The organism is Rhodococcus sp. ZPP (assembly GCF_017656075.1).
Classification (GTDB): Bacteria; Actinomycetota; Actinomycetes; order Mycobacteriales; family Mycobacteriaceae; genus Rhodococcus_F; species Rhodococcus_F oxybenzonivorans.
Map to the genome: position 1 here is coordinate 1,461,205 of NZ_CP058638.1, position 25,148 is coordinate 1,486,352.

17 protein-coding genes are annotated in these 25,148 nt (G+C 68.2%); 5 read left to right on the forward strand and 12 right to left on the reverse strand.

Annotated features, from left to right (window positions below; all coding sequences use genetic code 11):
- Positions 1-239 precede the first annotated feature (239 nt).
- The 3 genes from HYG77_RS06895 (at position 240) to HYG77_RS06905 (ending at position 2,003) form a co-directional block, all read left to right on the forward strand.
- On the forward strand, positions 240-665 hold the full coding sequence (locus HYG77_RS06895; protein ID WP_208962244.1) for an excalibur calcium-binding domain-containing protein: 426 nt from the start codon (positions 240-242) through the stop codon (positions 663-665).
- Between the two features lie 236 nt (positions 666-901).
- Positions 902-1,381: a pentapeptide repeat-containing protein gene (locus HYG77_RS06900; protein WP_208962245.1), complete on the forward strand. Its 480-nt coding sequence runs from the start codon at positions 902-904 to the stop codon at positions 1,379-1,381.
- Between the two features lie 133 nt (positions 1,382-1,514).
- The gene (locus tag HYG77_RS06905; RefSeq protein ID WP_109328225.1) at positions 1,515-2,003 is read left to right on the forward strand and encodes a DUF4188 domain-containing protein; all 489 of its coding nucleotides are present in this window, start codon (positions 1,515-1,517) and stop codon (positions 2,001-2,003) included.
- A 41-nt stretch (positions 2,004-2,044) separates the two neighbouring features.
- On the opposite strand, the gene recD is transcribed toward HYG77_RS06905, so the two are convergent.
- The 3 genes from recD to recC are packed head-to-tail and all read right to left on the reverse strand — an operon-like array spanning position 2,045 to position 10,490.
- Complete coding sequence (gene recD / locus HYG77_RS06910) at positions 2,045-3,913, reverse strand: exodeoxyribonuclease V subunit alpha (protein WP_208962246.1); 1,869 nt, start codon at positions 3,911-3,913, stop codon at positions 2,045-2,047.
- Complete coding sequence (locus tag HYG77_RS06915) at positions 3,910-7,233, reverse strand: UvrD-helicase domain-containing protein (RefSeq protein ID WP_208962247.1); 3,324 nt, start codon at positions 7,231-7,233, stop codon at positions 3,910-3,912. The genes recD and HYG77_RS06915 overlap by 4 nt, the downstream gene beginning before the upstream one ends.
- Positions 7,230-10,490, reverse strand: coding sequence for an exodeoxyribonuclease V subunit gamma (gene recC, locus HYG77_RS06920; protein WP_208962248.1), 3,261 nt, complete (start codon positions 10,488-10,490; stop codon positions 7,230-7,232). The genes HYG77_RS06915 and recC overlap by 4 nt, the downstream gene beginning before the upstream one ends.
- Positions 10,491-10,662: 172 nt before the next feature.
- Between recC and HYG77_RS06925 the strand changes: the two genes are divergently transcribed.
- Positions 10,663-11,577: an MSMEG_6728 family protein gene (locus HYG77_RS06925; protein ID WP_208962249.1), complete on the forward strand. Its 915-nt coding sequence runs from the start codon at positions 10,663-10,665 to the stop codon at positions 11,575-11,577.
- Here the strand turns inward: HYG77_RS06925 and HYG77_RS06930 are convergent.
- Positions 11,552-12,649: a GIY-YIG nuclease family protein gene (locus HYG77_RS06930; RefSeq protein ID WP_109328217.1), complete on the reverse strand. Its 1,098-nt coding sequence runs from the start codon at positions 12,647-12,649 to the stop codon at positions 11,552-11,554. The two genes, HYG77_RS06925 and HYG77_RS06930, sit on opposite strands and share 26 nt — an antisense overlap.
- 218 nt (positions 12,650-12,867) lie before the next feature.
- Between HYG77_RS06930 and HYG77_RS06935 the strand changes: the two genes are divergently transcribed.
- Positions 12,868-13,371, forward strand: coding sequence for a hypothetical protein (locus HYG77_RS06935; protein ID WP_109328216.1), 504 nt, complete (start codon positions 12,868-12,870; stop codon positions 13,369-13,371).
- A 10-nt stretch (positions 13,372-13,381) separates the two neighbouring features.
- Here the strand turns inward: HYG77_RS06935 and HYG77_RS06940 are convergent, their stop codons facing one another.
- The 8 genes from HYG77_RS06940 to HYG77_RS06980 all read right to left on the reverse strand — a co-directional run bounded on the left by HYG77_RS06940 (position 13,382) and on the right by HYG77_RS06980 (position 25,098).
- A complete protein-coding gene (locus tag HYG77_RS06940) occupies positions 13,382-13,672 on the reverse strand; it encodes a hypothetical protein (RefSeq protein ID WP_109328214.1) in 291 nt (96 codons plus the stop codon).
- 11 nt (positions 13,673-13,683) lie between these two features.
- Positions 13,684-18,228 (reverse strand): cation-translocating P-type ATPase, encoded by a 4,545-nt coding sequence (locus tag HYG77_RS06945; RefSeq protein WP_208962250.1) that lies wholly within the window; start codon positions 18,226-18,228, stop codon positions 13,684-13,686.
- Positions 18,229-18,233: 5 nt separating this feature from the next.
- Entirely contained in the window at positions 18,234-18,953 is a 720-nt protein-coding gene (locus HYG77_RS40620; protein WP_261343238.1) for a hypothetical protein, read from the reverse strand.
- 127 nt (positions 18,954-19,080) lie between these two features.
- On the reverse strand, positions 19,081-19,875 hold the full coding sequence (locus HYG77_RS06960; protein WP_208962251.1) for a hypothetical protein: 795 nt from the start codon (positions 19,873-19,875) through the stop codon (positions 19,081-19,083).
- Positions 19,876-20,064: 189 nt separating this feature from the next.
- Positions 20,065-22,011, reverse strand: a complete 1,947-nt coding sequence (locus HYG77_RS06965) for an FAD-dependent monooxygenase (RefSeq protein ID WP_208962252.1) — start codon at positions 22,009-22,011, stop codon at positions 20,065-20,067.
- A gap of 1 nt (position 22,012) precedes the next feature.
- Entirely contained in the window at positions 22,013-23,326 is a 1,314-nt protein-coding gene (locus HYG77_RS06970; RefSeq protein ID WP_208962253.1) for an MFS transporter, read from the reverse strand.
- 131 nt (positions 23,327-23,457) lie between these two features.
- Positions 23,458-24,393 carry a LysR substrate-binding domain-containing protein gene (locus tag HYG77_RS06975; RefSeq protein WP_208962254.1) on the reverse strand — a complete coding sequence of 312 codons (936 nt, stop codon included), beginning with the start codon at positions 24,391-24,393 and terminating at the stop codon, positions 23,458-23,460.
- A 27-nt stretch (positions 24,394-24,420) separates the two neighbouring features.
- A complete protein-coding gene (locus HYG77_RS06980; RefSeq protein WP_109328202.1) occupies positions 24,421-25,098 on the reverse strand; it encodes a serine protease in 678 nt (225 codons plus the stop codon).
- Positions 25,099-25,148: the final 50 nt, after the last annotated feature.

Genomic DNA, 25,148 nt, shown 5'->3' on the forward strand with positions numbered 1-25,148 from the left:
CCATACACGCACCCCTTCTGCGCCCACGCACCCCTTTTCGGGCCCTGGAACGGGTGCGTCTGACGAAAAGAAGTGCGCGAGTCACTCGGCACGGATGTCATTCACTCGACTGACAACGAACCTCCCTGACCTACACCGGGTTTCACGCTCCGCTATGCCGTGGCTAACATCCGACAGTGCGGTTCGCCAATTCGGCCCCGCGTCCTGTCGCAGTCCACCCCTATGAACGAGGAACCACCATGAAGGCACGACGTGCAGCTCTCACCATCTTCGGATCTGCGGCCATTGCCCTGGCAGCTACGCCGACCGCGCAGGCGTCCACGGTTTTCGACTTCCTGCCGCCGGAGATCGCCGCACTGATCCCGAGCGGTTCGGCCGACGCCGTGAACCCGCTTCTGCCGCCCGCACCCGCCGCCCCGGTAGCACCGGCACCCGCACCACAGGTGGCGCCGGCCCCGCAGGCCGCGCCCGCACCACAGGTGGCGCCGGCCCCGCAGGCCGCCCCCGCGCCCCAGGTGGCTCCTGCACCGCCTGCTCCCGCTCCGAGGGCTGGGTACAAGAACTGCACCGAGGCCCGCAACGCCGGCGTGACGCCGATCTACCGCGGCCAGGACGGCTACGCGCCGCACCTCGACCGGGACAACGACGGAATCGCCTGCGAGTAGTCGCTTTCCCCGGCACCGCACCCACACGCGCACCCCTTCTGCGCCCACGCACCCCTTTTCGGGCCCTGGAACGGGTGCGTCTACCGAGAAGGGGGGCGTCTGTGTCTCACAACGCCTCGCAGCCCCACAACGCCTCGCAGGACGAACCGGTGTCGCGATTCCTCGTGCGGGGCAGTGCGCTCCGCACTATGTTCGGCGGTGACGGTTGAGGTTCATCGGTGAGGGGGCGGTCCGGCATGAGCAGGACGTATTTCGGAACTGTGGCGGTGGCGGTGGCCGCTGGTGTCGCGCTCACCTGCGGTGTGGGCGCTGCCTCCGCAGACACCCAGATCAACGGCTGCACGATCGTGGCCGACCCGACACCCGAGCATCACACGACCTGCCCCGGCGCCGATCTGAGCAGGGTGAATCTCGCGGGCATGAATCTGAGTTTCGCCGACCTGTCGGGCGCAAACCTGACGTTCGCCAATCTCGCCGGCACAAACTTCACCGCAGCGAACCTGTCCTACGCAAATCTGAGCGACGCCAACCTCACTGACACGAATTTCACGGACTCGCAGCGCAACGCCATGGTCCTGTACCGCACCGGCATCGACATCTTCGGCCGAATCGTCGGTGACCTCGACATCACGACCGACCCGAATTGGTCCACCGACGCCCACGAGCGCGCGCTCGCCTCCGTCGTCCCCGTTACGCCTCCCGCTCCGTCCCCGTAGTCCCCAACCGCGATCTCACGACCGGGCTGCGCACTGCGCATCCCGGCAACTCGCATGCCCCCACCCCTTGACATTGGATATCTGCACTATCCATTATTGGATAGTGCAGATATCCAATCTCGGGAGGCATCCGATGTCGACGATCGAATCCGGCCGTTCCACCCACCATTACGACGGTGAGCTGGTGCTCTTCCTGATCGGGATGACCATCAACCGACCGTGGCGCCCGGATTTGTGGCTGCCCGCCTTCCTCGCCATGCCGAGGATGTTGCGTGAACTGTCGCAGGACCCCGACTCGGGTTTGCTGGGTTACCGCCTGGTGATCGAGGGGCGCGGACCCACCTTGATCCAGTACTGGAGTTCGGCTGACAAGCTGTACGCCTACGCGAGCAACCCCGCCGCCCGACACCGGCCCGCCTGGGCGGCCTTCAATCGACGGGCCCGCCGGGCGCCGGGAGCAGTGGGGGTGTGGCACGAAACCTATTCGATCGATCGCGCGGAGTCGATCTATGTCGGCGCTCCAGCGCTCGGGCTGGCGCGGTTCACCGCCCGCGTGCCCGTCACACCGGCAGGCAATCGGGCCCGCAATCGACTTGCCAGCACACCGTCCGCCCGCACCTAGCGGTGAGGACACAGCCATGGTCACCTCTCGGCAAAGCCGGTCTACCGGAAGGTCCGCCGCAGCCCACTCGCCCGCAGCACCCGGCGTTGCACACCCGCCCGCACCGCCTCCTCTGTCCCGATGATCCGCACGTGCCGACGGGCCCGCGTGATCGCCGTATACAGCAGTTCCCGGGTCAGCAACGAGGACTCCGCTCCCGGTAGCACCACGGACACCGTGTCGTACTGACTGCCCTGACTGCGGTGAATCGTCATGGCGTAGACGGTCTGCACCGCCGACAGGTGCGTGGGATGCAACAGAAAGGGTTCGTTGCCGCGCGCGAAGGCGGCAACGAGTTCGTCGTCGGCGCGTCGCACGATCACCCCGGTGTCACCGTTGTAGATGCGCGTCTCGTGATCGTTGGCCGTGACCAGAAGCGGCTGACCGGGATACCAGCGGTCCGGGTCCAGCCGCTGCCCTGAAGCCTCACCGATCCACTCCATGGCCTGCCGCGCCCACCATGCGACACCGTACGGACCCTCCCGGTGCGCACAGAGCAGGCGATGCGCCTCCGAAAGCTGCAGTGCCGCCGAGGCGTCGCCGCCCGACGCGGCCTCGGTGACACCCGCTGCAGTGTCGACCACGTCCTTCCGCAGCGCCCCGAGATCGTCGACGTCGTGGAACGACACCTCGGGGGCATCACTGCGCAGCAGATCCATCACGCGGTCCTCGTCCGCGTCTCGCACCGCGACAGCGAGTTGGGCGATGCCACCGCCGAAGCGGCGGCCCCGGCTGAGCCGCACGACTCCCCCGCGCAGCCGATCCCGTTCCGCCGCACTCAGCGCGGCCTCGTCCGGGTCGTCCGCCGCATCCATGTCCTTCCCGACCAGACGTGCGAGTAGCGGATTCTCCTTCCCTGACATGGGTCGAGCCACCAGGTCGGCCAGCACCGCGCCCGCGTCGACGGACGTCAACTGGTCGGGATCGCCGACGAGCACGAGTTGTGTGTTGGGACGAAGCGCCTCGAGGAGCCGGCACATCATGGTCAACGACACCATCGAGGTCTCGTCCACCACGATCACGTCGTAGGGCACATGATTGTCGGCGTTGTAGCGGAATCGGCTGCCCCGTCCGCGTTGCCAGCCCAGCATGCGGTGCAGCGTCATCGCTGTCAGATCGGGTGGCAAGCCCAGCTCGCCCGCCTGATCCCGCACCGATTCCTGCAACCGAGCCGCCGCCTTGCCCGTGGGTGCGGCGAGGGCGATGCGTCGTGGTCGGTCGGTCTGCATCGACAGCAGGGCCAGCACGCGGGCCACGGTGTGCGTTTTTCCGGTACCCGGTCCTCCCACGATCACCGAGGTCCAGTGGGTCGCGGCGACAGCGGCTGCGATCCGTTGCCGATCCGGCGGGGCCGAGGAGCCGGCCGGATCGTTCTGATCGCGGAACAGAGTGTCCAACCCGCGGCGTAGTGATGCTTCGTCGACGACGGGGTGCCCGGAAGCGCGCTGGTCGAGGACGCGACGGATCGTCTCCTCCTGCCGGAAATACCGGTCGAGGTAGAGCAATTCGCCTTCAGCGGTATCCACCAGCCGCAGCGGTCGCAGCGGTCCGGCCGGTCCACCGACGACGAGCGGACTGCGGCGCAGCGCCTCGATGACCGTGGAGTCGTCCGGCCACGGCAGATCGTCCAGATCGACCTCGGACTCCTCGTCGATCGTCACTTCCCGGAGCCGAGTCAGATCGAGGCACACCGAGCCGGCCCGCACTGCCCGGACCGCGAGGGCGGTGGCCAGGTAGACGTCCGGCGACGTCTCCCCGGCGAGAGCGGACAACCGCAGCGCCACATGGACATCCGCAGCCGCGAGCACTCCTGCCTCGTTGAAGATTCGCAGCACACCCTTGCCGCGCTGGGCTACCCGGACGTCGGTCATGGCGTCGCCTCGATCCCGGACAACAGGTCGGACAGTTCGGTCACCAGCGCGGCTGGGGGCGTCCAGTCGAAGACCCCGCATCCCGGCGGCGTGTCGGGCCCGACCATTCCGCGCACGAACAGATATTGCACGCCGGCGAGATGTAGGGCTGGGTCGTAGCCGGGCTGACGCCACCGCAAATAGCGATGCAGCGCAACAGAATACAGCAGCGCCTGAAGCGGATAATGCGACCGGATCATCTCCGTGGCCATCCGCTCCCGCGTGTAATGGGCGGTGGTCAACTCACCCTGCGCCAGTCGATTCGTCTTGTAGTCGACGACGATGTAGCGAGGGCCGGGCAGCCGTATCACGGCATCGATACTGCCGGTGAGGTATCCACGCAACGGCGTGGGTTCCAAAGTGGTCACGGCATCCGCGTACGGCCACAGCGGATCGTCGGCGGCAAGGTGGGTGCGCAACAGTCTGCCGACGCCGTCGAGCATCACCGTGAGCGAGGGTGTGTCTCCGCCGGCGAGTGGAAGCTCGAATTCGAGTTCCGCGAGCAGGTCTGCGGGCGCAAGCTCCGCGAGCGTCCGTGCCGCCGCGGATCCGAGGGGTGTGTGCAGTACGGGCAGCAGGGCGGCAGCGAGCCGCGCCGGATCGATCTCCGACATGGTCGACGCGATCACCTCGGTGCAACAGCGCACGAGTTCGGATTCGAGGTCGGAGGCGGTGGTGTCGACGACTTCGAACACGGCGTGGACGAGGGTTCCGAATGTCGCGCCGCCGGGGAGGTCGTTCATCGTCGAGGCGAGACCGGTGCCCCCGTCTTCCGGCGCGTGCAGCGGCGGCTCGTCTGGTTCGTCCGCCTTGACGTCGACCTCCGCTTCGCTGCCCACTGCCGGGCTTTCGTGCGCGGACGCAGTCAACGCCGAGTACGAGGTTCGCCGCCACCGAGTGTCGAGAAGGCGCTGGAACCGGGCGGCCTCGAGGTCACCACCCGACTCTTTGAGCGGTGACCACTGCGCGGGTGGCACCGCTTCGGAACCGACGGGCTCGACGTGCACCGTGTCGGGACCGCCGGCACCCCAGGCGGACAACCGATCGGCGACGACCGGGTCTTCCGGAACGTTCGCTTTCTGTGGCACGTCGCGCTGTCCCGGCGCGCGGCCGAGGATCATCCGGTGCAGCGGCGCACCGCCCGTCGAGAAGGCGGGCGCCCACCACAGCACGAGACCGCACATCGCCCGGGTGAGCGCAACGTACAGCAGGCGAAGCTCCTCGCCCGCTTCTTCCGCGTCGTGCCTGCTTTTACGTTCCGCATAGCCCGGACTGTTCGGGCCTCCGACGTCGAGGATGCGCCGCCCGTTGTCGTCGTGCAGCAGCAGCTTGTTCGGTTTCGGATTCTTCGCAGCATCCCACGCGTAAGGCAGGTAGACGAGCGGAAACTCGAGACCCTTGCTGGCATGGACGGTCGCGATCTGCACTGCCGCGGCATCGCTGTCCAGGCGTCGGCTGCGGTCGACGTCGCCGGACGACGGATCCTTCATCCGTTCGGTGAGCCACCGGGTGATGGCGGTGAGGCCGAGGGACTTCTCCACGGCGGCGCCGTTGAGCAACTGCGCCACGTGGCGGAGGTCGGTGAGTGCGCGCTCTCCGGCGGAGACGGCGAGCAGCCGCGCCTCGAGCCGCCCGATCGCCGCGAGACGTTCGAAGAGGGCCGCGAAACCGGACAGCGCAAACACCGAGGCGAGTTCACGCAGCAACCCTCCGACTTCGGCGACGATGTCGTCACCGCGGGCATCGAGTTCCTCCGCGGTGTGTCCGAGCAACGGTGTGAGGGCGGCGAGCCGGACTCGATCGGAACGGTGCGGTTGCTCGAGTGCCTGCAGAACCCACAGCCAGTGCTGCGCAGCGGGTGTGGTGAACACACTGGCTCCGCCTGCGAGGACCGACGGGACCCCGGCGCGGTCGAGGGCGTCGTGCACCAGCGTGATCTGCGCGTTGGTCCGCACCAGAACGGCGATGTCGCCCGGTTGAACCGCCCGGGACACGCCGCCGATGTCGAGTGTGACACCGCCGTCGAGGGTGCGGACAATGTCTGCTGCGAGGTCGGCTGCCACCCGGTTGCGCAGCGGACTGACGGCGGGGTAACCCGATTTGTTGATCGCACCCGCGCCGGTGCGAGGAAGGTAACGCAGACGCAGCGGTGCCGACCCGGTGAGCCGCGACTTCGGTCGGGCGCCGTCCACTCGGTGCACCACGATGTCGGGATGGCCGAGGGCGGCTCCTCCGTGGAGGTACTCCAGTGCGTCGAGCAGTTCCTGATCGCTGCGCCAGTTGGTGACCAGTTCCTCGTGGCTGTCGGCCGACTGGACTGCGTCGAGGTAGCTGAGTACCTCGGCCCCCCGGAACGCGTAGATCGCCTGCTTCGGATCACCGACGAGCACCAACGTTCCCGCGCGGTGCCGCGAAGCCTGACCGCCCCGGTGAAAGGTTCTGCCGAGGATGTCCCATTGCAGCGGATCGGTGTCCTGAAACTCGTCGACGAGGACGACGTCGTACCGGTCCCGCACTCGCCGGCAGGCGGCCTCACCGTGTTCGGGATGGGTGAGTACGCGATGGAGGAGAGCTGGCAGATCGTCGAAGTCACGCAGTCCCACAGCGCGTTTGCGACATTCCACCTCGCCGCGTACCGCCTCGGCGAACGCAACCCGTTCGCCTGCGGGGGTGCCGCGCGCGTCTTCCGGTGCGAGCACGGCCTGGGGATCGAAGATGGCGGCCCGTGCGGCGGCGGTGGCTTCCGCCGGGGTGAACGGTGCGGACTCGGCACGGCTGTAGGCGCTGAGGTAGAGGTCGTCGATCACCTCGGTGACGAGGTCGTCGGCGGCCTCGACGAGCACCGCGTCGGGGTCCCGTTCACCGGCGATGCCGAGGCCGTCGAGCATGCGCTGGCAGAAGCTGTGGGTGGTGACGATGGTGGCCGCATCGAAGTCGGACAGAGCCTGGAGAAGTCGTCGACGTCGCAGTGCCACCTCCTCGGGGTCGGCGTCGGCCAGGTGCCGGATGACCTGATCCTCGCCGCGGAGGGCCTGCCGAGGATCGGCCAATTCTGTTGCCACACTGCGAAAGCGTTCCCGGGTGCGCTCGCGCAGTTCCTGGGTCGCCGCGCGGCTGAAGGTGACCAGCAGGAGTCGCGAGAGGTCGATTCCACCTTCCGCGACGAAGCGGGCGGCGAGTCCCACGATCGCGTAGGTCTTCCCCGTCCCAGCGCTGGCCTCGAGCACGGTGGTGCCCGACGGCAACGGTCCGAGCAGATCGAACCCCCGGGTGTCGGTCATGGCTGCGCCAGCGTCTCGGCCGCCAGCAGCGGCGCCCACAGTCTCCGGGCGTAGTCGTCGAACACCACCGAATCACCGAGAACGTTGATACTCGGCGAGGGCCCGTGAACATAAACGATGTGACGGTCTTTGGCATCCCCGAAGTCGCTGCTCCATTCCCGCCGCGCCGCCTCGATCGCATCCTCGACGCTGCTTCCGCCGTACCGCCGTTCCGCATAGGCCGCCGAGGCGCCGGTCGCGATCGGCAGCGGCGCATGCAACCCGAGGTCGCGGAGTTCGACGAGGCGAGTGAGCTGCTCGAGGGCGTCGGGCGGAGCGGTCAACGTGGAACGCCACGCGGGTCTGCTGTACGCGCCGCGGCCCGTGGTGACGGCGGACCATGCGTCGCCCTTGCCCGACGCCGCGACTGCCAGCAGTTGCGCCCACGCGGCGAGGCGATGTTTCGGACCGAGCCGTGAATAGGTGGTGTTCGCGATCACCGAACCGTGGACGCCGCCGACAGTCCCGGTGAGACGCCGGCCGGAGCCGAGGTCGACGTCCACATCCACGGTCTGCGCGCGGCCCACATGGACGGGTGCGCTGACGGCGACGAGCGCCTCGACACCGTGTTCGATGGCCCCGAGCACCGACTCCCCCAGCTTGAACGGCGGCAGTGTGCCGCGGCGCCACTCGGCGGCGCGGAAATCGGCCGGCTCGGTTCCGGCGAGCCGCGCGACGAGCATCCGTTGTCCGAGATCCCACCGCGCGAGGGGGTCGGGCGCGATATCGAGTGCGTCGGCGATGTCCTCATCCACCTCGGGAATGCGCAGACCCAGCCGTTGCCGGAGGAACGCCTGCGTGGGATGTACGAGGAAGGCGATGAGGTCTGCCAGGTCGACGTCTTCGGGCGGCGGCGCAGGCAGCGGGTCCGGAAGGAAAGCCGGATTCGGCACGGAGGGAGATCGAGCCGCCCGAGCCCCGGCAAGTGCCACACGATCGAAGCTGAACGGATGCTCGGGCTCGAAGTTGCGCGCATCGAACGGCTGCAGGGGGTGACGGGTGATCACCTGGCTCAACGCGTCGCCGCCGAGCGTGACGGCCACCGTGTCGAGTAACTCGGACAACGGGATCGCCGGCGGCCGCACCATACCGGTGACCGGGTCGGCGCCCGTGTAGAAGAGCAACAGTTTCTCACCGGCGGACATCACCGCGTCGAGGAGGAGTTGACGATCCTCGCTGCGCGGATCACGTTCGCCGAGCAGAGGATTGCGGGCGAGAGCGTTGTCGCCGTCCACGCCGGCCGCGCGGGGAAAAACCTCGTCGTCGAGCCCGAGGAGAACGACGACACGGTGCGGGACGGACCGCATCGGCACCATCGTGCACACCGTCAGTTCGCCGGTGCGGAAGTTGGCCCGCGTGGGACGTCCCGCAAGCCTGCCGGCGAGCATGGCGCGCACGTCCGACAGCCGCAGCACCATCTCTCCCCCGTGTTCCATCGCGGCGCCCAACTCGCGCCGCGCCTGCGCCGACTGCCAGGCGTCTGCCGCACCCACTTCCACGAGGAGGTCCAGAGCCCTTGTCAGCGCCCGCGACCACTCCGCCACCGATTGTCGCCCACCGAGTCCTCGCAGGGCGACGTCGAGGCGATCGACGAACTCGGCCAGCCTGCCGGTGAGGTCGATGTCGTTGCTGTCGACGTCATCGAGGGGCAGGGCCAGCGCGAGCCATTCGCTGTCCGACTCGTCGGCAGCGGCGCCCAGCAGAATCCGATCGAGTGCCGTCGTGAAGGTATTCTGCGGGAAGTCACCGAGGCCGTAGGCCGTGCGCTGACGTGGCCCGATACCCCACCGCGCACCGGTAGTGGTGGCCCATTCCCGGATACGTTCGAGATCGTCGTCGTCGAAACGAAACTTCTTGCGCACCGGAACCGCGGCGGCGAGATCGAGTACCTGACTGGCGGTGACGCGGGAATCGGCCAGCCCCAACAGCGTCGCGACCACCGCGAGCACCGGATTGGTCTGGTGCAGAGCACGATCGGCGAGTCGTACCCGCAGCCGGTGTCCGGGATGCCCGAGCACGTCCTGGCCGAATGCGGCACGAATCAGCGGTGCGTAGGACTCGACGTCGGGGCACATGACCACGACATCGCGCGGTTCGAGCGTGGGGTCGTCCTGGAACAGGTGGAGGAGGCACTCACGCAGGACCTCGACCTGGCGGGCCGGCCCGTGACAGGCGTGCACCTGCACGGAGTCGTCGGGATCGATCCCGGCATGCACCGGTGTCCGATCGTCCCGGATGTCGGTTTGCAGGCGACCCAGTAGCGTCTGCGGACCCGGTGGCGCGTCGTGGTGGACGTCGTCGAGGTCGAGGCGCACAAGGCGCGCTTCGAGTTCGCGGACGTCACGGGCCAGGCTCGAGAGGAGCGGGTGACGGACGGCGAGCGCACTCTGGTCGTCGGCGCGGGCAGTCACCTCCTGCGTTGTCGTCAGAGTTGCCCACATGGCCGGACTCGGGTGCGGCAGCCACAGGTGTACGTCGCGGTGCGCGGCCAGTGCAGAAAGCACTGCAATCTGGTCGGTGGCGAGGCGGGTGGGCCCGAACAGCGAGAGGCGTTGCGGGAGATCCACGAGCCCGGGCTCGTCCCGCAGCCGGGAACAGGCCGAGTCGAGCCGTTCCGCGGGGCTCGGGGTGCCGACGCGTGTCCGTAGTCGACGCCACAGTTCGGCCTGCCACACGAGATCCTCGTCGAGCGCCCCACCGGTTCCGTCGATGTCGTGGCCACCCGCCCAGCCGACGAGCATTGCCGGCCGCTGGGCGGCATAACTCCGGAACAGTTCCACCAGGTGCGACGCCGTGGCGTACCGGCGACGCGGCCGGTGATCGTCTCGACCTTGCGCCGACAGGCCGGACCCGAGGTGTTTCGAGAGGACAGCGCACCAGGGTTCGCCGAGGCAACCGTCGACGACGTCGAGCAGCACCCACAGCAGTCGGGCGGGATTCCACGGATCATCCTCGGCGGACAGGCCGGTGGCCGCGGCGAGTGCGTCGTCGACCAGCCGTGTCGGGGACGGGAAGTCGATGTTCGCGGCCACACCGTCGCCGTAGTCCGCTCGCGCGCCCAGCACCGCCGAGAGCCGTTGCGTCAGCCAGCGCTCCACACCCTTCGCGGGAACCGCGATCACCTCGCGGGCGAACGGATCGGCAAGTGGAGTGGCGAGGACATCGCCCAGCGCGGCGGCGAGGGTGGTTGAACGCTCGGCACGATGCAGTACGAACACGTCACCACCCTCCTTCGCTCCCCACTCCGGTGTGGGGTCAGACTTACCACAGAGCACCGACTTACGTTGCGAAGCTCAGGCCGATATACGTTCCGGCGCACGCAACCCTCGCCTGTGGGAGTCTGGTTCGAGAGGGGCCCCGACGGCGCCGCGGCCCCGGAAAGGTTCGCGGATGCAGACGTTCGTGCCCGACTCCGGTTTCGTGCGCAGTGCGAAGTTGCTCGACGACCGGCGCCTCGGAAAGCAGCGCGTCGAGACCTTCCAGATCCTGCGGGCCCTCGTCTGGCCGTCGTACGGCTGGAAAAATCATCCCGCGACGGCGATGTGGCGAGGTTTCACCCCCGCCCTGGTCGCCTATGGCGTCGCCATGTGCGGCGAGTGGGCCGCGCGAGGTCACACCGAGGCGCTCGCGCCACAGCTCCTCGAGTACAGCGGTGGTCGCACGTACACCTTCGCCCACCTACGCGACCACGGATTGCTACCCCCTTGGCTCGGCAGAGCCGACGTGCACGCCAGCCATCGACGGGTCCTCGCCGAGAAGGCGCGGGACGCGTATCCCCCGCAGTGGCGCGGTGACGGCTGGTACGTGTGGCCGACCCCGGTGTACCCACGGTGGCCGCTCCGCGCCGCCGACCCGGCCGAGGCGCTGACGCCGGTACAGGCCGAAACCCTTGTCGAGGGCGCGGACAACTGGGATGTGCTGCGGCTGCTGCACCGCGGCGAATCCGTGTCGACCTTGACCGCCACGCCCTCGACGATCGTGGCGGCCAGCCTGGTACGTCCCGGCCTGACCGCGGTGATTCTGGACGCCGACCCGGTTCCGGACGACGAGGAACCGACTCCGGCCGCGATTCAGGAGGTGGCGAAAGCGCCGACCCCGTCCATCGCCCGTCAGCCGACCCCCGAAGACCGGGAGGCGATGGAAGCCGAGGCAGCCGACCCGCACCGACTACGGTTCTTCCGCCGGGGTCAGCCGATTCCCGAGCCCGATGGGTACGGACTGGTGATCACGGTGTCGGACACAACCCCGGCAGAGCTGCAACGAGTACCCACTCTGGCGGTCAACGGCCGGGGCGAGCCTGGGTGAGGTGCGGCACCCATCCGTGTGACGGCCACTTCTTCAGATTGACCTGTGCGGGCACGATCCGCTTGTTCACGAACTGCGCCTCGAGGTCGGGGTCGAGGTCACCGGTGAACTTCCACAACTGCGCGTCACCCGGCCGAGCGACTCCGGACCACGATTTCGCCCGGTAGGCGGCGCGAACGATGTTGTCGGCGAACACGATCACCGGAATGTTCTCGCTGTTGCGGACGGCGGCACCGGCCGCCCACGGTCCACGGGCGCGCTCGTAGATGTCGTCCGGCGTCACTCCGCGTTCGGCGGCGCGCGGCACCTCGAGAAGCACGCAGGGAGTCGGCAGGTTTGGCACGGGCTCAGCCGCGTACTGCAACACCAGGTCGTCGACGGGTACGGCGCGGTGCTCGCCGGCACCAGCCGCGAGGTTGGTGAGTACGGACCCCTCCAGCAGGCCCAGAGCCCCGATCAGTCCATCACTGATGGCTTCGGCGACGTCACCGGTTGCGTTCAGTCGATGTGCCACGATGTAGTGCTCCACCTCGTGGCCGGAGTCGTAGATTTCCCGGATGCGGGCGATCGTGGCCGCTGTCACCTCGGGGGCGTCCTTCTCGGAGTCTTCGAGCGTCTTCCTGTGCTCGTCCACCGCCAACGCCTCCCACACGTAGCCGTAGACCCGGGTACCCCGGCCCTTCCCGACGTAGAAGACCGACCGGTTCCGTGGGTCGAGAAGTGCGTAGACGTAGGATCCGAGCTCGTCGCCCACCCTTTTCGGGAACGGTTCCGGGGCGCGGCGGGTCTGATAGACCTCACGAAGGATCAGACGCAGTGCCGCCAGCTTCAGGGCAACCGGCACCCCACCGTCGATTCCGTCGAAGAGCGCGGTGGCCGCACCCTGCACCGAAGAATAGGTGTGCCCGATGTTCCGTTGCAGCGACTTCGTGACGTCGGAGAACTGAGCGAACCGCACGAGCGGGTCGGGGGATGCGTTGTCCAGGTCGTTGGACGCGAGAAAGGCCTGGACCTCGGCGGAGTCGAGCCAGCGAGAAGTGATGTCGATCGGGATCGTCCAGACGGTAGCCATGTTCCCACCGTAAGGGAAAAGGGCGGTGAACAATGCCGTCGGCGCTTTGCTGCCCGCGCGTCTACGAAGCCCTGCGGCGACGAGGAGATGCTCGGCGCGCGGGAATAGTGGCAAAACTCTGAGAAATCGGTTGCTTCGACGGCGAAGGGGCCGCCGAACCCCCACACTCGATAGTGAGACCGTCCCGCATCGGGAGCCCACAGCGAAGGGGTAAGCGAGTGTCGCTTCGAAGAATGACGGTGGCCGCAATGGCGATCGCCACAGCGCTGACCATGTCCGCGTGCGGATCGGACGATCCCGCCCCGCCGAACAGAACCACCACGGCATCGGCAACGTCGACCGCCGAAACATCGCCCCCACTCGAACTGCCCACAGCGGCGGAGCTCAACGAGTTGATGGAGCGGGGACTCGATCCTGCAACTCCCGTCGAGGAGAAGGTCGCGATGGTGGAAGGCTCCGAGCAGGATCCGAATCTGTTCGCTCAGGTAGCCGCGGCCGCGCAGCAGGCCGGAGCGCAGGTACAGGTTCTGGACCCCGTGATCGACAACGGTGACGGGAGCGCGAGCGCTCAGCTGCAGCTCACCATCAACGGACAGGTTCAGCAGAACAACCTTCCCGCGATTTTCGTGCCGGGGCCGAACGGGACGTGGCGCCTGTCGAAGGCGACGGCGTGCTCGATCGTGGCCATCGCACAGCTCACCTCACCGGCGTGCCCTGCCTGATTGTGTGCGCTCACACCGCTTCCAGGACCTCCCCGATCTCCTGAACAGCTCTGTTGTGCTGATCGGCGATCAGGATGTGCCCGGCCGCGATGGTCAGCGCAACCGGCCATTCGATGATTTCGACGGCCGCGAGGAGCCCGATCGCGGTGAAGAACGCCAACTGTTCGGGACGTGGGACGGGTACACGTCCGAGTACCGGTAACTGGACGGTGAAGCCGGACGCCTCCCGCACCCGCGCGACCGCGTCCCGGTGTGCGTCGCGGCTCGGTGTTTCTTCGGCCCTCGGTGTGTTGTCGGCCATAGTTCGCCTCCCTAGTCCGTGCTGTTCACCTGCCGGTCACGTTGGTCGAGGACTGTGACCGGTGTGTTGATTTCTGCAGCCCGGACCGCTGTCGGCGTCGTCTCCGCCCCCGGCGACTTCTGGACCGGCGCGGTGACACGCGCGCTCACTCCCCCGTTGCATGAGGTATACGCCGTGTTGGTGAGGGCGGGCGTACTCGACATCGTCGACTGATCTCCCGCCAGCTTCGCCAGGACTCCCGGTGCGAATGCGGCGGCTGCGGTGGCGGCAGCCGCCGACCCCAGCGCCTGCGTCCACCCCACCGGACCGAGGGGTGTGCATCCGAGTAGCTGGCTGACTCCTGGCGTGCTCACCAGCACCGTCAGGGCGGCGAGTGAACCACCTGCTGTGAGCACCACTAATGGGCTGCGGGAGTCGATGAGCGTCTGCCCGAGCTGCGTTCCGACCAATGCCACCAGTCCTACGGTGGAGGCGCGGCGCTGCCTGCCCGTCAGACTCGCCATCGTCCACGCCGTCGTCGCACCCATCGCAGTCGCGGCACCACGGATCGCAACTGTGCGCCACAAGGCTGCGCTGTCGGGTCCGCGGCCTTCTCCTCGCGCGTCCTCGTTGGGCGGACTCACCGCGAGCGCCGCCGCAGGCAAAGCATCCGTGAGGACATTCACCAGGAGCAGCTGACGCGCGGTTAGCGGCGACTTACCCGCAGTCGCGCTCCCGATCAGTGCAAACGCCACCTCACCGGCATTACCCCCGAGGAGGACGGACACCCCCGCCTGAACGCGCCGCCACAGTTGCCGCCCTTCGTCCAGGGCGTCGAGCAGTGCGTCCACCCGGCCGTCGAGGAGGACCACATCGGCCGCACTGCGGGCCGGATCGCTGCCGCGGGAACTGACACCGATACCCACGCTGGCCGCGCGGATGGCCGCCGCATCATTGGCACCGTCCCCGACCATGGCGCACACGCGTCCGGCGCGCTCGAGAGTCTGCACCACCTGCACCTTGTTCTCCGGAGTCATCCGCGCGAACACGAGGCACTTCTCGACGGCCTCCTCCTGCCCACGATGCGACAGGGTGTCCCAGTCGGAGCCGCTGATCACCTGCTCGGACGACACGGTCAATCCCAGTTCCTGCGCGATGGCGGTGGCAGTGACGGGATGGTCACCGGTGAGCAGCCGCACCCCGACCTGCTGGCGTTCCAGCTCCGGCAGCAGCCCCGCAGCCTCCGGACGCGGTGTGTCCGCGATCCCCAGAAATCCGACGAGTTCGAGCCCACTGCTGCAGAGTTTCTCGAACACCGCACCGTCGTCGGCAGCGCGCCGGGCCTGGAACGCGGTGACGGTGCGCCGCGCGACGGCGATCACCCGAAGCCCGTCGCCGGCCATCGCGAGGACCCGAGAACCCACTTCGTCGTCGTCGATATCGGGGCATGCGGCCAGAACCGTCTCCGGTGCACCCTTCAGACACAGGTGTGTGCCGGACAGTGCCGCCGAATAGGGTCGTCCCGATCGAAACGGGAGGTAGGACCACTGCGCCTCGTCGCCGCAGTCGAGCTGCTGAGCGGCCTCCGCGATGGCGACGTCGGTGGCATGGTCCGCGGGACGTCCGTCGGGCGTCACGGCACTACGCGCAGCGCACATCAGCAACTCGTCGTGGTCGACGGCTGGCTCGGGCACGACTCTGATGACACGAAGCCGGTTCTCGCTCAGCGTCCCCGTCTTGTCGAAGCACACGACGTCGACGCGGCCGAGCGCCTCCACCGAGCGCGGCGCTCGCACAAGCGCATTCGACTTGGTCAACCGGCGCGCCGCCGCCTGCTGCGCGAGAGTGGCGACCAACGGCAGCCCCTCGGGCACCGCCGCGACCGCGACCGCGACGCCGCTGGTGACCGCCTGACGCAGTCCCGTTCCGCGGAGGAAGCCGACCGCGGTGACGAGGGCCCCGCCCCCGACGCTGACCGGCAGCACCCGGTCGGTGAGGCTGCGCAGCTGAGCCTGCAAGCCGACGTGCGATGCACCGGTGGGACTGATCGCCCCGGCACGTCCCGCCTCCGTCGCCTCCCCCACGGCAGTGACGATCGCGGTGGCCGTTCCGGTGAGAACGGTGCTACCGCCGAACACCATGCAGGAGCGCTCGCTCAGCGGTGCACCGGGTGTCGGCGACGTCTGTTTCGCCACCGGCAGCGACTCCCCGGTGAGCGAGGATTCGTCGACCTCGACACCGGACACCTCGATCAACCGGCCGTCCGCGGGAACGACCTCTCCCGGACCGATCTCGATCACGTCACCGATCCGCAACCGCGAGGCCTCGACGCGCTCACTGACGCGCTCCTCCGGGGATCCGCTCACCCGATGTGCGGGCGGATCACCCGCAGCGAGGAGCCGGCTCAGCAGTCGTTCCGCATGCAGTCGCTGCACGGCCGACAGTGCCGCGTTCCCGGTCAGCACGGATCCCACGAGCACAGCGTCGATCGGCGAACCCAGCAGAGCGCTCGCCGCCGAACCGGTCGCGAGAATGGGTGTCAGCGGATCCGACAGTTCGGTGCGCATCGCGCGGCCGAAGTCCCAGGCGAGCCCCACCGGCCAGGCCGCGAGACTGCTACCCCATTCGAGCGGTGCCAGCGCCCAGTCGAGCGCACGGGGGCGCGCACCGATGTCGCCGTCGCCTTCCTGCGCAGGAAGGAGTCGCCGCACCTCCTCGACAGGCATCTCGTGCCAGGCATGCACGGGGGCCGACGGCGGAACGGACGCCTTGATCACGCGCCGCGCCAGCGAGTGTCCCGTCCACAGGCCGGCCGCCGCTCCGGCCGTGATCGGCCCCGGGCCCCGGCCACGCACACCGGGAAGCATCAGGAGTGCGCCGAGTACCGATGCCGCGGTGGCGATCTCGACGCCGCGCCGGCTCGCGGCCCGCGCGTCGGGCAGTGCTCGGAGAATTCGCCACACCCCGGCGAGATCGTCGACGAGCACGTCCGCCGGCCACGGCGGGGCCGTACCGTCCACCAAGACTCCGATGCCGACATCAGCGGACGCCAGCGCGCTGGGCGCTCCCGCCGCCACCACCGCAACAGTCGCGCCCTCGGCCTGCAGATGAACGACCGCGTCGCGAAGATCGCGGTCGGGTGAACCGCGGAACTCGCCCGCTCCACTGCTGGGATGGAGATCGTCGAATGCCGAACGGAGACTCCCGAGCGACTCCGTGTCCACGGAGACCACCGCGACTCCGGAGGTGCGTGCCTGCGCGAGCACCGCGGCCGCGAGCGGGTGGTGGGCCGGTGTGACGAACACGGCAGCGTCCTCGTGCTCGCCTGCAGCGCCGAGATCACCCGGCAGGTCGGCCAGCAGGTGCCAGCCGGGCCCGAACTCTTCGCGGTCGACGGCCGATCGCGCGGCTTCCCAGACTCTGGTGCGATCGGCGTCGCGCACTCCGCGGATGCGACTGACACGCAGCTCCGCCGTCTGCAGAATCGACGGATCCATCACGACCGTGTCTACCCGGTCGAGGCACCGGAGCGCGCCGGGGCGCAACGTCAGCGCGCCGTGGCGGTCCGCCAGGCCACGTCCCAACGTGGCCGCGAATGTCTCGCGGGCGGTGCGGGTCGCCTTGGGGGCGGCGACCAGCACGGCGTCCCCTGCCCCGGCGGCACTGCGTGTCGCGGCACCGACGGTTGCCGCGCCGACCAGCTGCGCAACAGCCGCTCGGTCGGCATGCCGTTCGACGGGACCGGACGTGCGGTCGGGTGGTTGCTGATGAGGGGCGGTGTGGTCCGCAGCGCTCCGCGCCAGCTGGGGCTCACGGCGGTACCAGGCCTGCCGGGCGGACCACGCTTCGGCGGTCAGCGCCGACCGCAAGCCCACGTCCACCGCCAGGGACGACGGCGCCTGCCGAATGACATCGCTGAGTGCTTGAGCGGTGGCCAAGACGAGTTCTGCCGCATCCGGCCCCAACCGGTCTTCGACGATCTTTCGCAGTCGCGGCTGATAATTCACGGCCGTGACCACCGTGGTCAGCGCCGAACCGGGCACCTGAGGAAGACGCAGGGCGCGGCCCGCGACGGCCACCGCGAGGCCGGTGGTGACAGCCGCCAGAGCGAGGCAGCTCTCGGCGAGCGTCACATCGTCGCCCGGCAGTTCCGACGGATGGTCGCGATCGTCGCCGGTTCGCGCCCGCTTCTCGGCGGTGGACACGATGGCGCTCAGCTCCTCGACCGACGGGCCCCCCTCGCCGTGGGACACGATCAGCCGGGACAACGGGCGGTTGAGCTGCACGCTTTGAACCCCGGTAGTGGTACGGACAGCGTCGAGTACCTCGGCGGCCACGTCGTCGCCGCGGGGACTGTCGAGTCCACGAACCTCTATCCAAACCCGGCCACGCCCGGCACTGGTGCGGCGTGCCGGTGTTCCGCCCACAGCCTCGGCGGCGATCGACGTCGCGACCCGAGCGGTGGTCGTCATCAGATCGGCCGCGACGGCGCCGCTGTGCGTCACGACACCCACCCCGAAACCGACGCTGCGTACCGGTACGGACGCGGCGGCGGCGAGATATCGACGTAAACCCACGTCGCCTACTTCGCGCGCGTCGATCGGGAGGCCGACGCCGATCCTGCACGCGACCTCGCGGGCGGAAGCGCCTTCCCCGCAGTCTTGCGGGCAATCGCCTTCTTCGCCGGGACCGACTTCTTTGCGGGAGCTTTCTTGGCGGGAGCCTTCTTGGCGGCGGCCGGTGTGCCGGCCGGCATCTTTGTTGCCGCACTCGCAGTCTTTGCCGGAGCCTTCTTTGCCGGAGCTTTCTCGGCAGGAGCCGACCTCTCCGGCGCCGGGGCGGCCCCGGGAGAGGGCGCAACCACCGACGTCGCCGCAGGGTTCGAAGCAGGAGCCGTGTGGGAAGCAGGAGCAGTGTCGGAGGTAAGAGCATCGTTCGCGGCCGGCACATCCCGCGGCGGGGACGAGGTGACGGATTCTGAATTTGTCCGACCGCGGGAACGGGCGGCGTTGATCTGCCGCAGCGCCAACGCCGTTCCCCCGACAGTGACCACCACCGGCCACTCGACGAGACCGATCGCACCTACCGCCGCCAACGTCGCTACCGCCGTCGACGTCGAATGGCTGCCGCTGTCGAACCCGCTTCGGGCCCCACTCGCGGCGCCGCGCACAGCCCCGGTCGCAATGCCCCGCAGACCGCCGACGACGCTACCGATCGCGGCACCGCCGACCGCACCGACAGCACTCGTCGTGGCGGTCGCGACCCCGGTCACGGCACGTACAGTGCCGTCGACGATGTCCATATCGGCTCCCCTCGGCTGTGTCCACACACCACCGCGACGCGGCGGCATCACACACTGCGTTACCCACCCCAGGGTATTCTCAATCCCGCAGACCGGCGAGCCAGGTTTCGCAACACCTAGCCGATACTCAAATGCTGCTCTGCCTCAAGTCAATTCGCTCGCCCTGCTCGGTGCGCCAGAAACTCCACCCGTCGTGCGTCTCCACGTCACCGCTGATATGACTGGCAACCGCACTGGCCGCGGTGGTGGGGTCGGGAAAGCGGCGGCCCTGCATCGGACCGCGCACGATTTCGAGGCTGTGTGTATCGGAGTCGAAGCGCCCCACCAACCGGTACCCCTCGAAGTCGGCGACCACCTCGAGTCGGGTATCTATCACCTCGTCCAATAGAGCGGCCGCTTTGGCGGGCTTCTTCCGGGCATTCGTGCGGGCCAGCGCGTCGGCGTGCAGCACCTCCGCGGTCTTCGCCCGCTGGGCGTCGCTGTACAGGCTCGGGTCTTTTGCCCCCGACAGTCCCAGCAGATCCCAGCGACCCCGTCCGTGCGCGACGCGACTCAGTGGAATGGCGTGGTGTCCGGTTCGCGTGCGGCCGGGGGTGTCCATCATCCACAGGTCCACCTCGGCGCGGATGTCGTCGGCGACCTCGGCGGACGGAACCACGAAGAACTCGTGAGGTTCGCTCGCCAGGTCGACGAACACCCAGAACTGCGAGCCCGTGTCGTCGTCGTCGAGCGACTCGTCCTGCTTACGGGCCTGCCAGTCGCCGCTGAGCTTGGACCGCACCCGCACGATGCGGCTCTGGCCGTCGTCACCCCAGACCTGAACAGGATTGCGCCGCGAATGGGTGAGCCGGACTGCTTTGCCGCCCCGTTCCGTGACGTCGGCGATGAAGGCCTGGATTCCCCGGCTGGCGGTGTCTTCCACTTGTGTACGTGTCCATCCGTGATGCTGCGTCCCGTACGCAGGTGGAGAGAGGTGTGGCGACGGGTTTGCACAGCACGACTCGGCGTTCTTCCCTCACCATACGTGCAACTACCCGCCCAGCGGTATCACCCGAGCGCGCGCGCCGCATCCCGCGCCTCGGCGAATCACGCCGACGCCGGCGCGCCCGGGCTAAGCGTCCACCACGGAGTGTTGCGAAGCGCGATGACGTACCTTGCTGCTCACAGCCGATGCGGCGGCGAGCGCTTCCACGAACTCCCGTCGACCCGATTGCGATCCGAGCAGTATCGCGAGCCGGGTGAGGAAACCTTCCCGGTCCGACTCGTCCGCCTGGTCGAGTGCCTCGGACAGTCCCATCCACACGTTCTCGCGTATAAGTTCCTCCGGTGTCGCACCGGCCTCGGTATGTGCGGGGATGACACCGCGGGTCGGCGCGGTCGCGGACCTCAGGTGCTCGTGGATCTGCCCGAGCAGCGATACATCGCGGATCCGGCACAGGACGAGCCCGTCCGGGCGGATGACGAATACCTCCCCGTCGGACGCACCGAGGGCCCGCGACAGCACACCGTCACCGTCGTCGAGCACCGTCAGGTCGGTGGCCGGGTCCACCTCGACACCGGCGCGAGCGACCACGATCGCCCGCACCGATTCGGGCGACAGCGCCATGGCGAGGGCGGCGGCGTGGGCCGCGATCACGTCGGCGGCTGCGGTGTCGAGTCCGATGCCGAGCACGGCGAATCCCGTTCCGCGTAACTGGTTCAGTGACGACTCCACCGCGCCACTCGTCGTGACGACGCGCACCCGCCGATCCTCCATCGGGTCGCCGGGCAGCACTCCGGTCGTGCCCTGGGCCACCGGCCAGGTCAACGGTGACAGGTGTGCGTGCGTGGCGCTGGACTGTCGCGGGTTGATCAGGTGAGCGAACTCCGGACGCGTGGTTGCCAGCGCCAGCACTGCGTCGCGGGTGGTCCGGTAGCCGTGACTCCCCGGCGACATGATGAGCGTCGACTTGCCGGCGTTGTCGACGTTCTGCTGCCACGCCCCCCGGCGTTCCGTCGAATACGCTTGCAGCAGCACCTCGTCGGCGGTTCCGTGCACGACGGCGGCAAGCTGCCAGGCCAGGGTCTCCGCGTCTTCCATTCCGGAGTTCAACCCGCGCACACCGAAGATCGGCACCAAATGGGCGGCGTCACCCGCGAACAAGATCCGATCGTGCGTGAAAGTTTCCAATGCGAGCGCGTGCGCTCGGTAGAAACCATGCCATTCGAGGGTCCACGGCACGTCGTTCTCGAGCCACTCGAGGTGCCGGGTGATGCGGTCGCGGATCCGGTGCTCCTGGGTCTCGACTGCGGCGTCGTCCGAAGCATCGAGCTGGTAGTCGATGCGCCAGATGTCCCGCGGCTGCTGGTGCATGATGATCGTGGACCCGGGATTGCTCGGCGGATCGAACCACACCATCCGCTCGGCAGGCAGCTTCGACTCCCAGTGAATGTCGGCGATCACGTAGCTTCCTTCATAGCTGTTGCCCTGCAACCGAAGTCCTGCCAACTCGCGCATCCGGCTTCGGCCACCGTCCGCGGCGACGACCCAGCAGGCACGGAGCGTCCGCGCGCCGAAGGCGGTATCGATGTCGAGCGTTACTTCCTTGCCCGCCCGCACGACGCCCACGACGCGCGCCGACCAGTGCAGCGTGATCAACGGATGCGCGAGCAAAGCCTCTGTCATGATCTGCTCGATCTCGGACTGCGAGACGTTGACCATCGGTCCCCGCACATCGTGCTCGCTGTGCGGCATCTGGAAGCGCAGCACCTCCTGGTCGCGGTAGTAGCTGCGACCGCCGACCCAGGGAAGAACGATCTTCTCGAGTTCGGGCCCGACGCCGAGTCGGGCCGCCACCTCGAGGCTGTGCCGGGAGATGCAAATGGCGCGGCTACCGAACGACACCTGGTCGGCAGACTCGAGGACCGTTACCGCGATTCCGCGCTGCGCGAGTCCCAGCGCGACGCCCATGCCCACCGGCCCGGCGCCTACCACGACGACGGGCAGTGGCTCGTCACCGGCGGTCATCGACGTGAAGTCGGTCGCCGGGTACTTCGGGGGGTGGAAATAAGTGGACATGTCAGGAAACCTTCTCTTCGTCGCGAACGTCGTTCGTCTCCGGCAACAGCAGAATGGCGACGAGACTGACGACCGCGATCACGACGAAGTACGCGGTGACGGCCATCGAGTTCTCGAACACATGGAACAGCCACGTCGCCATGAACGGCGCCAGCCCCCCGCCCAGGATGGCGCCGATCTGGTAGCCGAGCGATGCCCCGCTGTACCGGATGTGCGCTGGGAACAGTTCGGCGAACAACGCCGACTGCGGGCCGGCGGTGGTGCCCAGAACCGCGGCCATCACGACCATGGCGAGCAGCATCACCGGAATCGATGCCGTGTCGATCAGCGGGAAGAACACCGCCGCCATGGCGACGAGCGCCACCGAACTCCAGGTGTAGACGCGCCTACGACCGAAGGTGTCGGATTTTGCGGCCGAGATCGCCATTCCCGCCATCCACACGGGGCATGCCACGATCAACAAGGTGAGCATCGTTCCGCGGCTGAAGCCGAGTTCTGTGGTGCCGTAGGTGAGGACGTAGACCATGAACACGTAGGCGATGCCGTTGGTCGCGATGAAGGTGCCGGCCGCCAGCAGGACGGTCCGCCAGTTCTTGGTCAGAACCTCGACGATCGGCATCTTGACGACGGCGTCGGTCTTCTTCACCTCGGTGAAGGCGGGACTTTCGAGCACGCCCAGGCGAATCCACATCGCGACTCCGACCAGTACCGCGCTCATCAGGAACGGCACCCGCCACCCCCATGTCTGGAACGCGTCGTCCGGCAAGAGCTGAGTGACGGCGAGGAACACGACGTTGGCCATGATCACCCCGGCAGGCACGCCCATCTGCGGAGCGGCGCCATACAGTCCGCGCTTGCCGGCAGGCGCGTTCTCGGTGGCCATGAGGACGGCCCCGCCCCACTCGCCGCCGACGCCGATGCCCTGGACGAACCGCAACACCACCAACAGGATCGGGGCGGCCACACCGATCGCCTCGAAGTTGGGCAGCAACCCGATGCCGACGGTCGCCGCGCCCATCATCGTCAGCGACAACACCAGCATGGACTTGCGGCCGATCCGGTCACCGAAGTGGCCCATGACGACGCCACCTATCGGCCGGGCGATGAAACCCACGGCAAACGTGGCGAACGCGGCCAGTGTGCCGGCGAACGCCGAGGCGCCGGGAAAGAACTGGGGTCCGATCACCAGGGCGGCGGCAGTGCCGTAGATGAAGAAGTCGTACCACTCGATCGCGGTACCGACGAAGCTCGACAGGACCGCCCTGCGAGCTTCTTTGGGAGACACCGTCGGTGCCGCCTCGGTGATTGCCGTCATGAATCTGCCTTCCCGTCTGCCGCGCACACTCATCGCGCTAGGAAAACAATGACGCGCCTCACAAGCCTTGAAAAGCGGGACTATCCCCGGTTCATGTGCGGAAAATCCGGGGAAGGTGGAAGACGCCCAGATCAGGCCGGATCGCCGTCGCCGGCATTGGTGGAAACGAACCGGATGAATGCTCGCGCCGCCCGGCTCAGCGTCGCCCCCTGATGCCAGGCAACCACCACGGTCACCGACGGCGGCTTCGGTTCGGCGATCGGTTTCACCACAACGGGCAGGCCTTCATAGGTCACGTCGACCCGGGGTCGCTGGAGCAGCAGCGTCCATCCCAGCCCACGCCCCACGAAGGCACGGGCCGTTTCGAAGTTGGCGGTGCGGTAGGCCACGCGCGGGGCGAACCCGGCGCCCCGGCAGACGTCCATCGCGTGATGGGTGCTCGGCGGCGCGTCCAGCAGGACCATCGGGTGCTCGGCCAAGTCTGCCAGCCGCACCGGTCCGTCGACGCCTGCCAGCGGGTGTTCGGCCCCGAGCACCACCATCGGCTCACGGGTCATCAGGGGAACGGTGCGCCACTCGGGCGACAGCTCGAGGTCGTACACGATGGCGACGTCGAGTTCGCCGCCTTCGAGTTCGGTGCGGAGCCGATTCTGCGTGTCTTCCCGGAACTCGACGGAAGCCCTCGGATACTCGGCGGTGAACGAGTAGAGCATGGCAGGCAGAATCGTCGGCCCGAGCGCCGGATAACACCCGACCGCAATGGGGCCGGCCACCACACCACCCGCACCCGACGCGTCGGCCTGCAGTTCGCCCGCCTGCTGCAACAGGGTGCGTGCCCGGGACAGCACCGCTTCGCCCGTCGGCGTCAACTGCACCCCGCGGGCGCGGCGGCGGACGCACAATTGGGCCTTCAGTGCTTTTTCGAGGTCGGTGACGGCTGCGGACAGCGCGGACTGCGACAGATGCAACCGCTCTGCAGCACCGCTGATGGTGCCCATTTCCGCGACAGCCACAAACGCCGCCAGCTGGCGCATCGTGTACGCGGGAACGTTGTCGGTCCGGGGCATGAACGACACGGTAACGTGCGCCGCCGGTCAGCGAACAGGTCTGAAGCCTGCTCCGAAGCTCTGCTGTGCGTCGATGTCCGCCAGGATGGGACCGATCTTCCCGTAGATGAACGGCGCCTCCGGGGCGGCGTCGAGCCCGGCGCTGATCCCGACGAGCTTGTCGCCCACGACGAGCGGCCCACCCGAATCACCCGGACCCATGAGGGCCCAGTTCTGCAGGTGAATTCCCGCGAAGGCAGCTAGGGCACCGCACGTCTTGCCGGTGGTAGGGCCGTATTTACAGGCGATGTTCCAGGGTTCTGCGTCGCCGACACTGTTCACGACGACGTCACTGCCCTCGCCGTACCTACTCGGCGCGACGACCGCCGGATTCAACTCGAGCACCGCGTAATCCACCGCATGGAACGTTCCGGCGGGATTCGTCGACCAGATGTCGGTCTCCCACCCGATCGGTCCGCGGTCCGCCTCCCCGATCTTGTAGATGGGGGTGCCGGCCTGCTGGTGGCAGTGCCCGATCGTCAGGGCGACGAGACGGCCGGCGTCGTCATTCCCGACGGCCGCGATGGTGCAGAAGCCGTCGACGTCGGGATTCGTCGTGTATGCGGTGCCCGGTCCGACATGGACGCCCGGGTCGGCATGCGCTGCAGGCGTACTCACGAAAGCCACAGCCAGCAGCCCGGTGAGGATGAGAAGTGCTTTCTTCATGGTCAGTCCTGTCCGCCCGCCGACGCGTGGTCCCGAAGTCCCGCGGCCAC

Bases quoted from the DNA above. Each gene is read 5' to 3' on its own strand.
- HYG77_RS06895 (WP_208962244.1), top strand. From the start codon at position 240: ATGAAGGCACGACGTGCAGCTCTCACCATCTTCGGATCTGCGGCCATT.
- HYG77_RS06900 (WP_208962245.1), top strand. From the start codon at position 902: ATGAGCAGGACGTATTTCGGAACTGTGGCGGTGGCGGTGGCCGCTGGT.
- HYG77_RS06905 (WP_109328225.1), top strand. From the start codon at position 1,515: ATGTCGACGATCGAATCCGGCCGTTCCACCCACCATTACGACGGTGAG.
- recD (WP_208962246.1), bottom strand. From the start codon at position 3,913: ATGACCGACGTCCGGGTAGCCCAGCGCGGCAAGGGTGTGCTGCGAATC.
- HYG77_RS06915 (WP_208962247.1), bottom strand. From the start codon at position 7,233: ATGACCGACACCCGGGGGTTCGATCTGCTCGGACCGTTGCCGTCGGGC.
- HYG77_RS06925 (WP_208962249.1), top strand. From the start codon at position 10,663: ATGCAGACGTTCGTGCCCGACTCCGGTTTCGTGCGCAGTGCGAAGTTG.
- HYG77_RS06930 (WP_109328217.1), bottom strand. From the start codon at position 12,649: ATGGCTACCGTCTGGACGATCCCGATCGACATCACTTCTCGCTGGCTC.
- HYG77_RS06940 (WP_109328214.1), bottom strand. From the start codon at position 13,672: ATGGCCGACAACACACCGAGGGCCGAAGAAACACCGAGCCGCGACGCA.
- HYG77_RS40620 (WP_261343238.1), bottom strand. From the start codon at position 18,953: ATGGACATCGTCGACGGCACTGTACGTGCCGTGACCGGGGTCGCGACC.
- HYG77_RS06965 (WP_208962252.1), bottom strand. From the start codon at position 22,011: ATGTCCACTTATTTCCACCCCCCGAAGTACCCGGCGACCGACTTCACG.
- HYG77_RS06970 (WP_208962253.1), bottom strand. From the start codon at position 23,326: ATGACGGCAATCACCGAGGCGGCACCGACGGTGTCTCCCAAAGAAGCT.
- HYG77_RS06975 (WP_208962254.1), bottom strand. From the start codon at position 24,393: ATGCCCCGGACCGACAACGTTCCCGCGTACACGATGCGCCAGCTGGCG.
- HYG77_RS06980 (WP_109328202.1), bottom strand. From the start codon at position 25,098: ATGAAGAAAGCACTTCTCATCCTCACCGGGCTGCTGGCTGTGGCTTTC.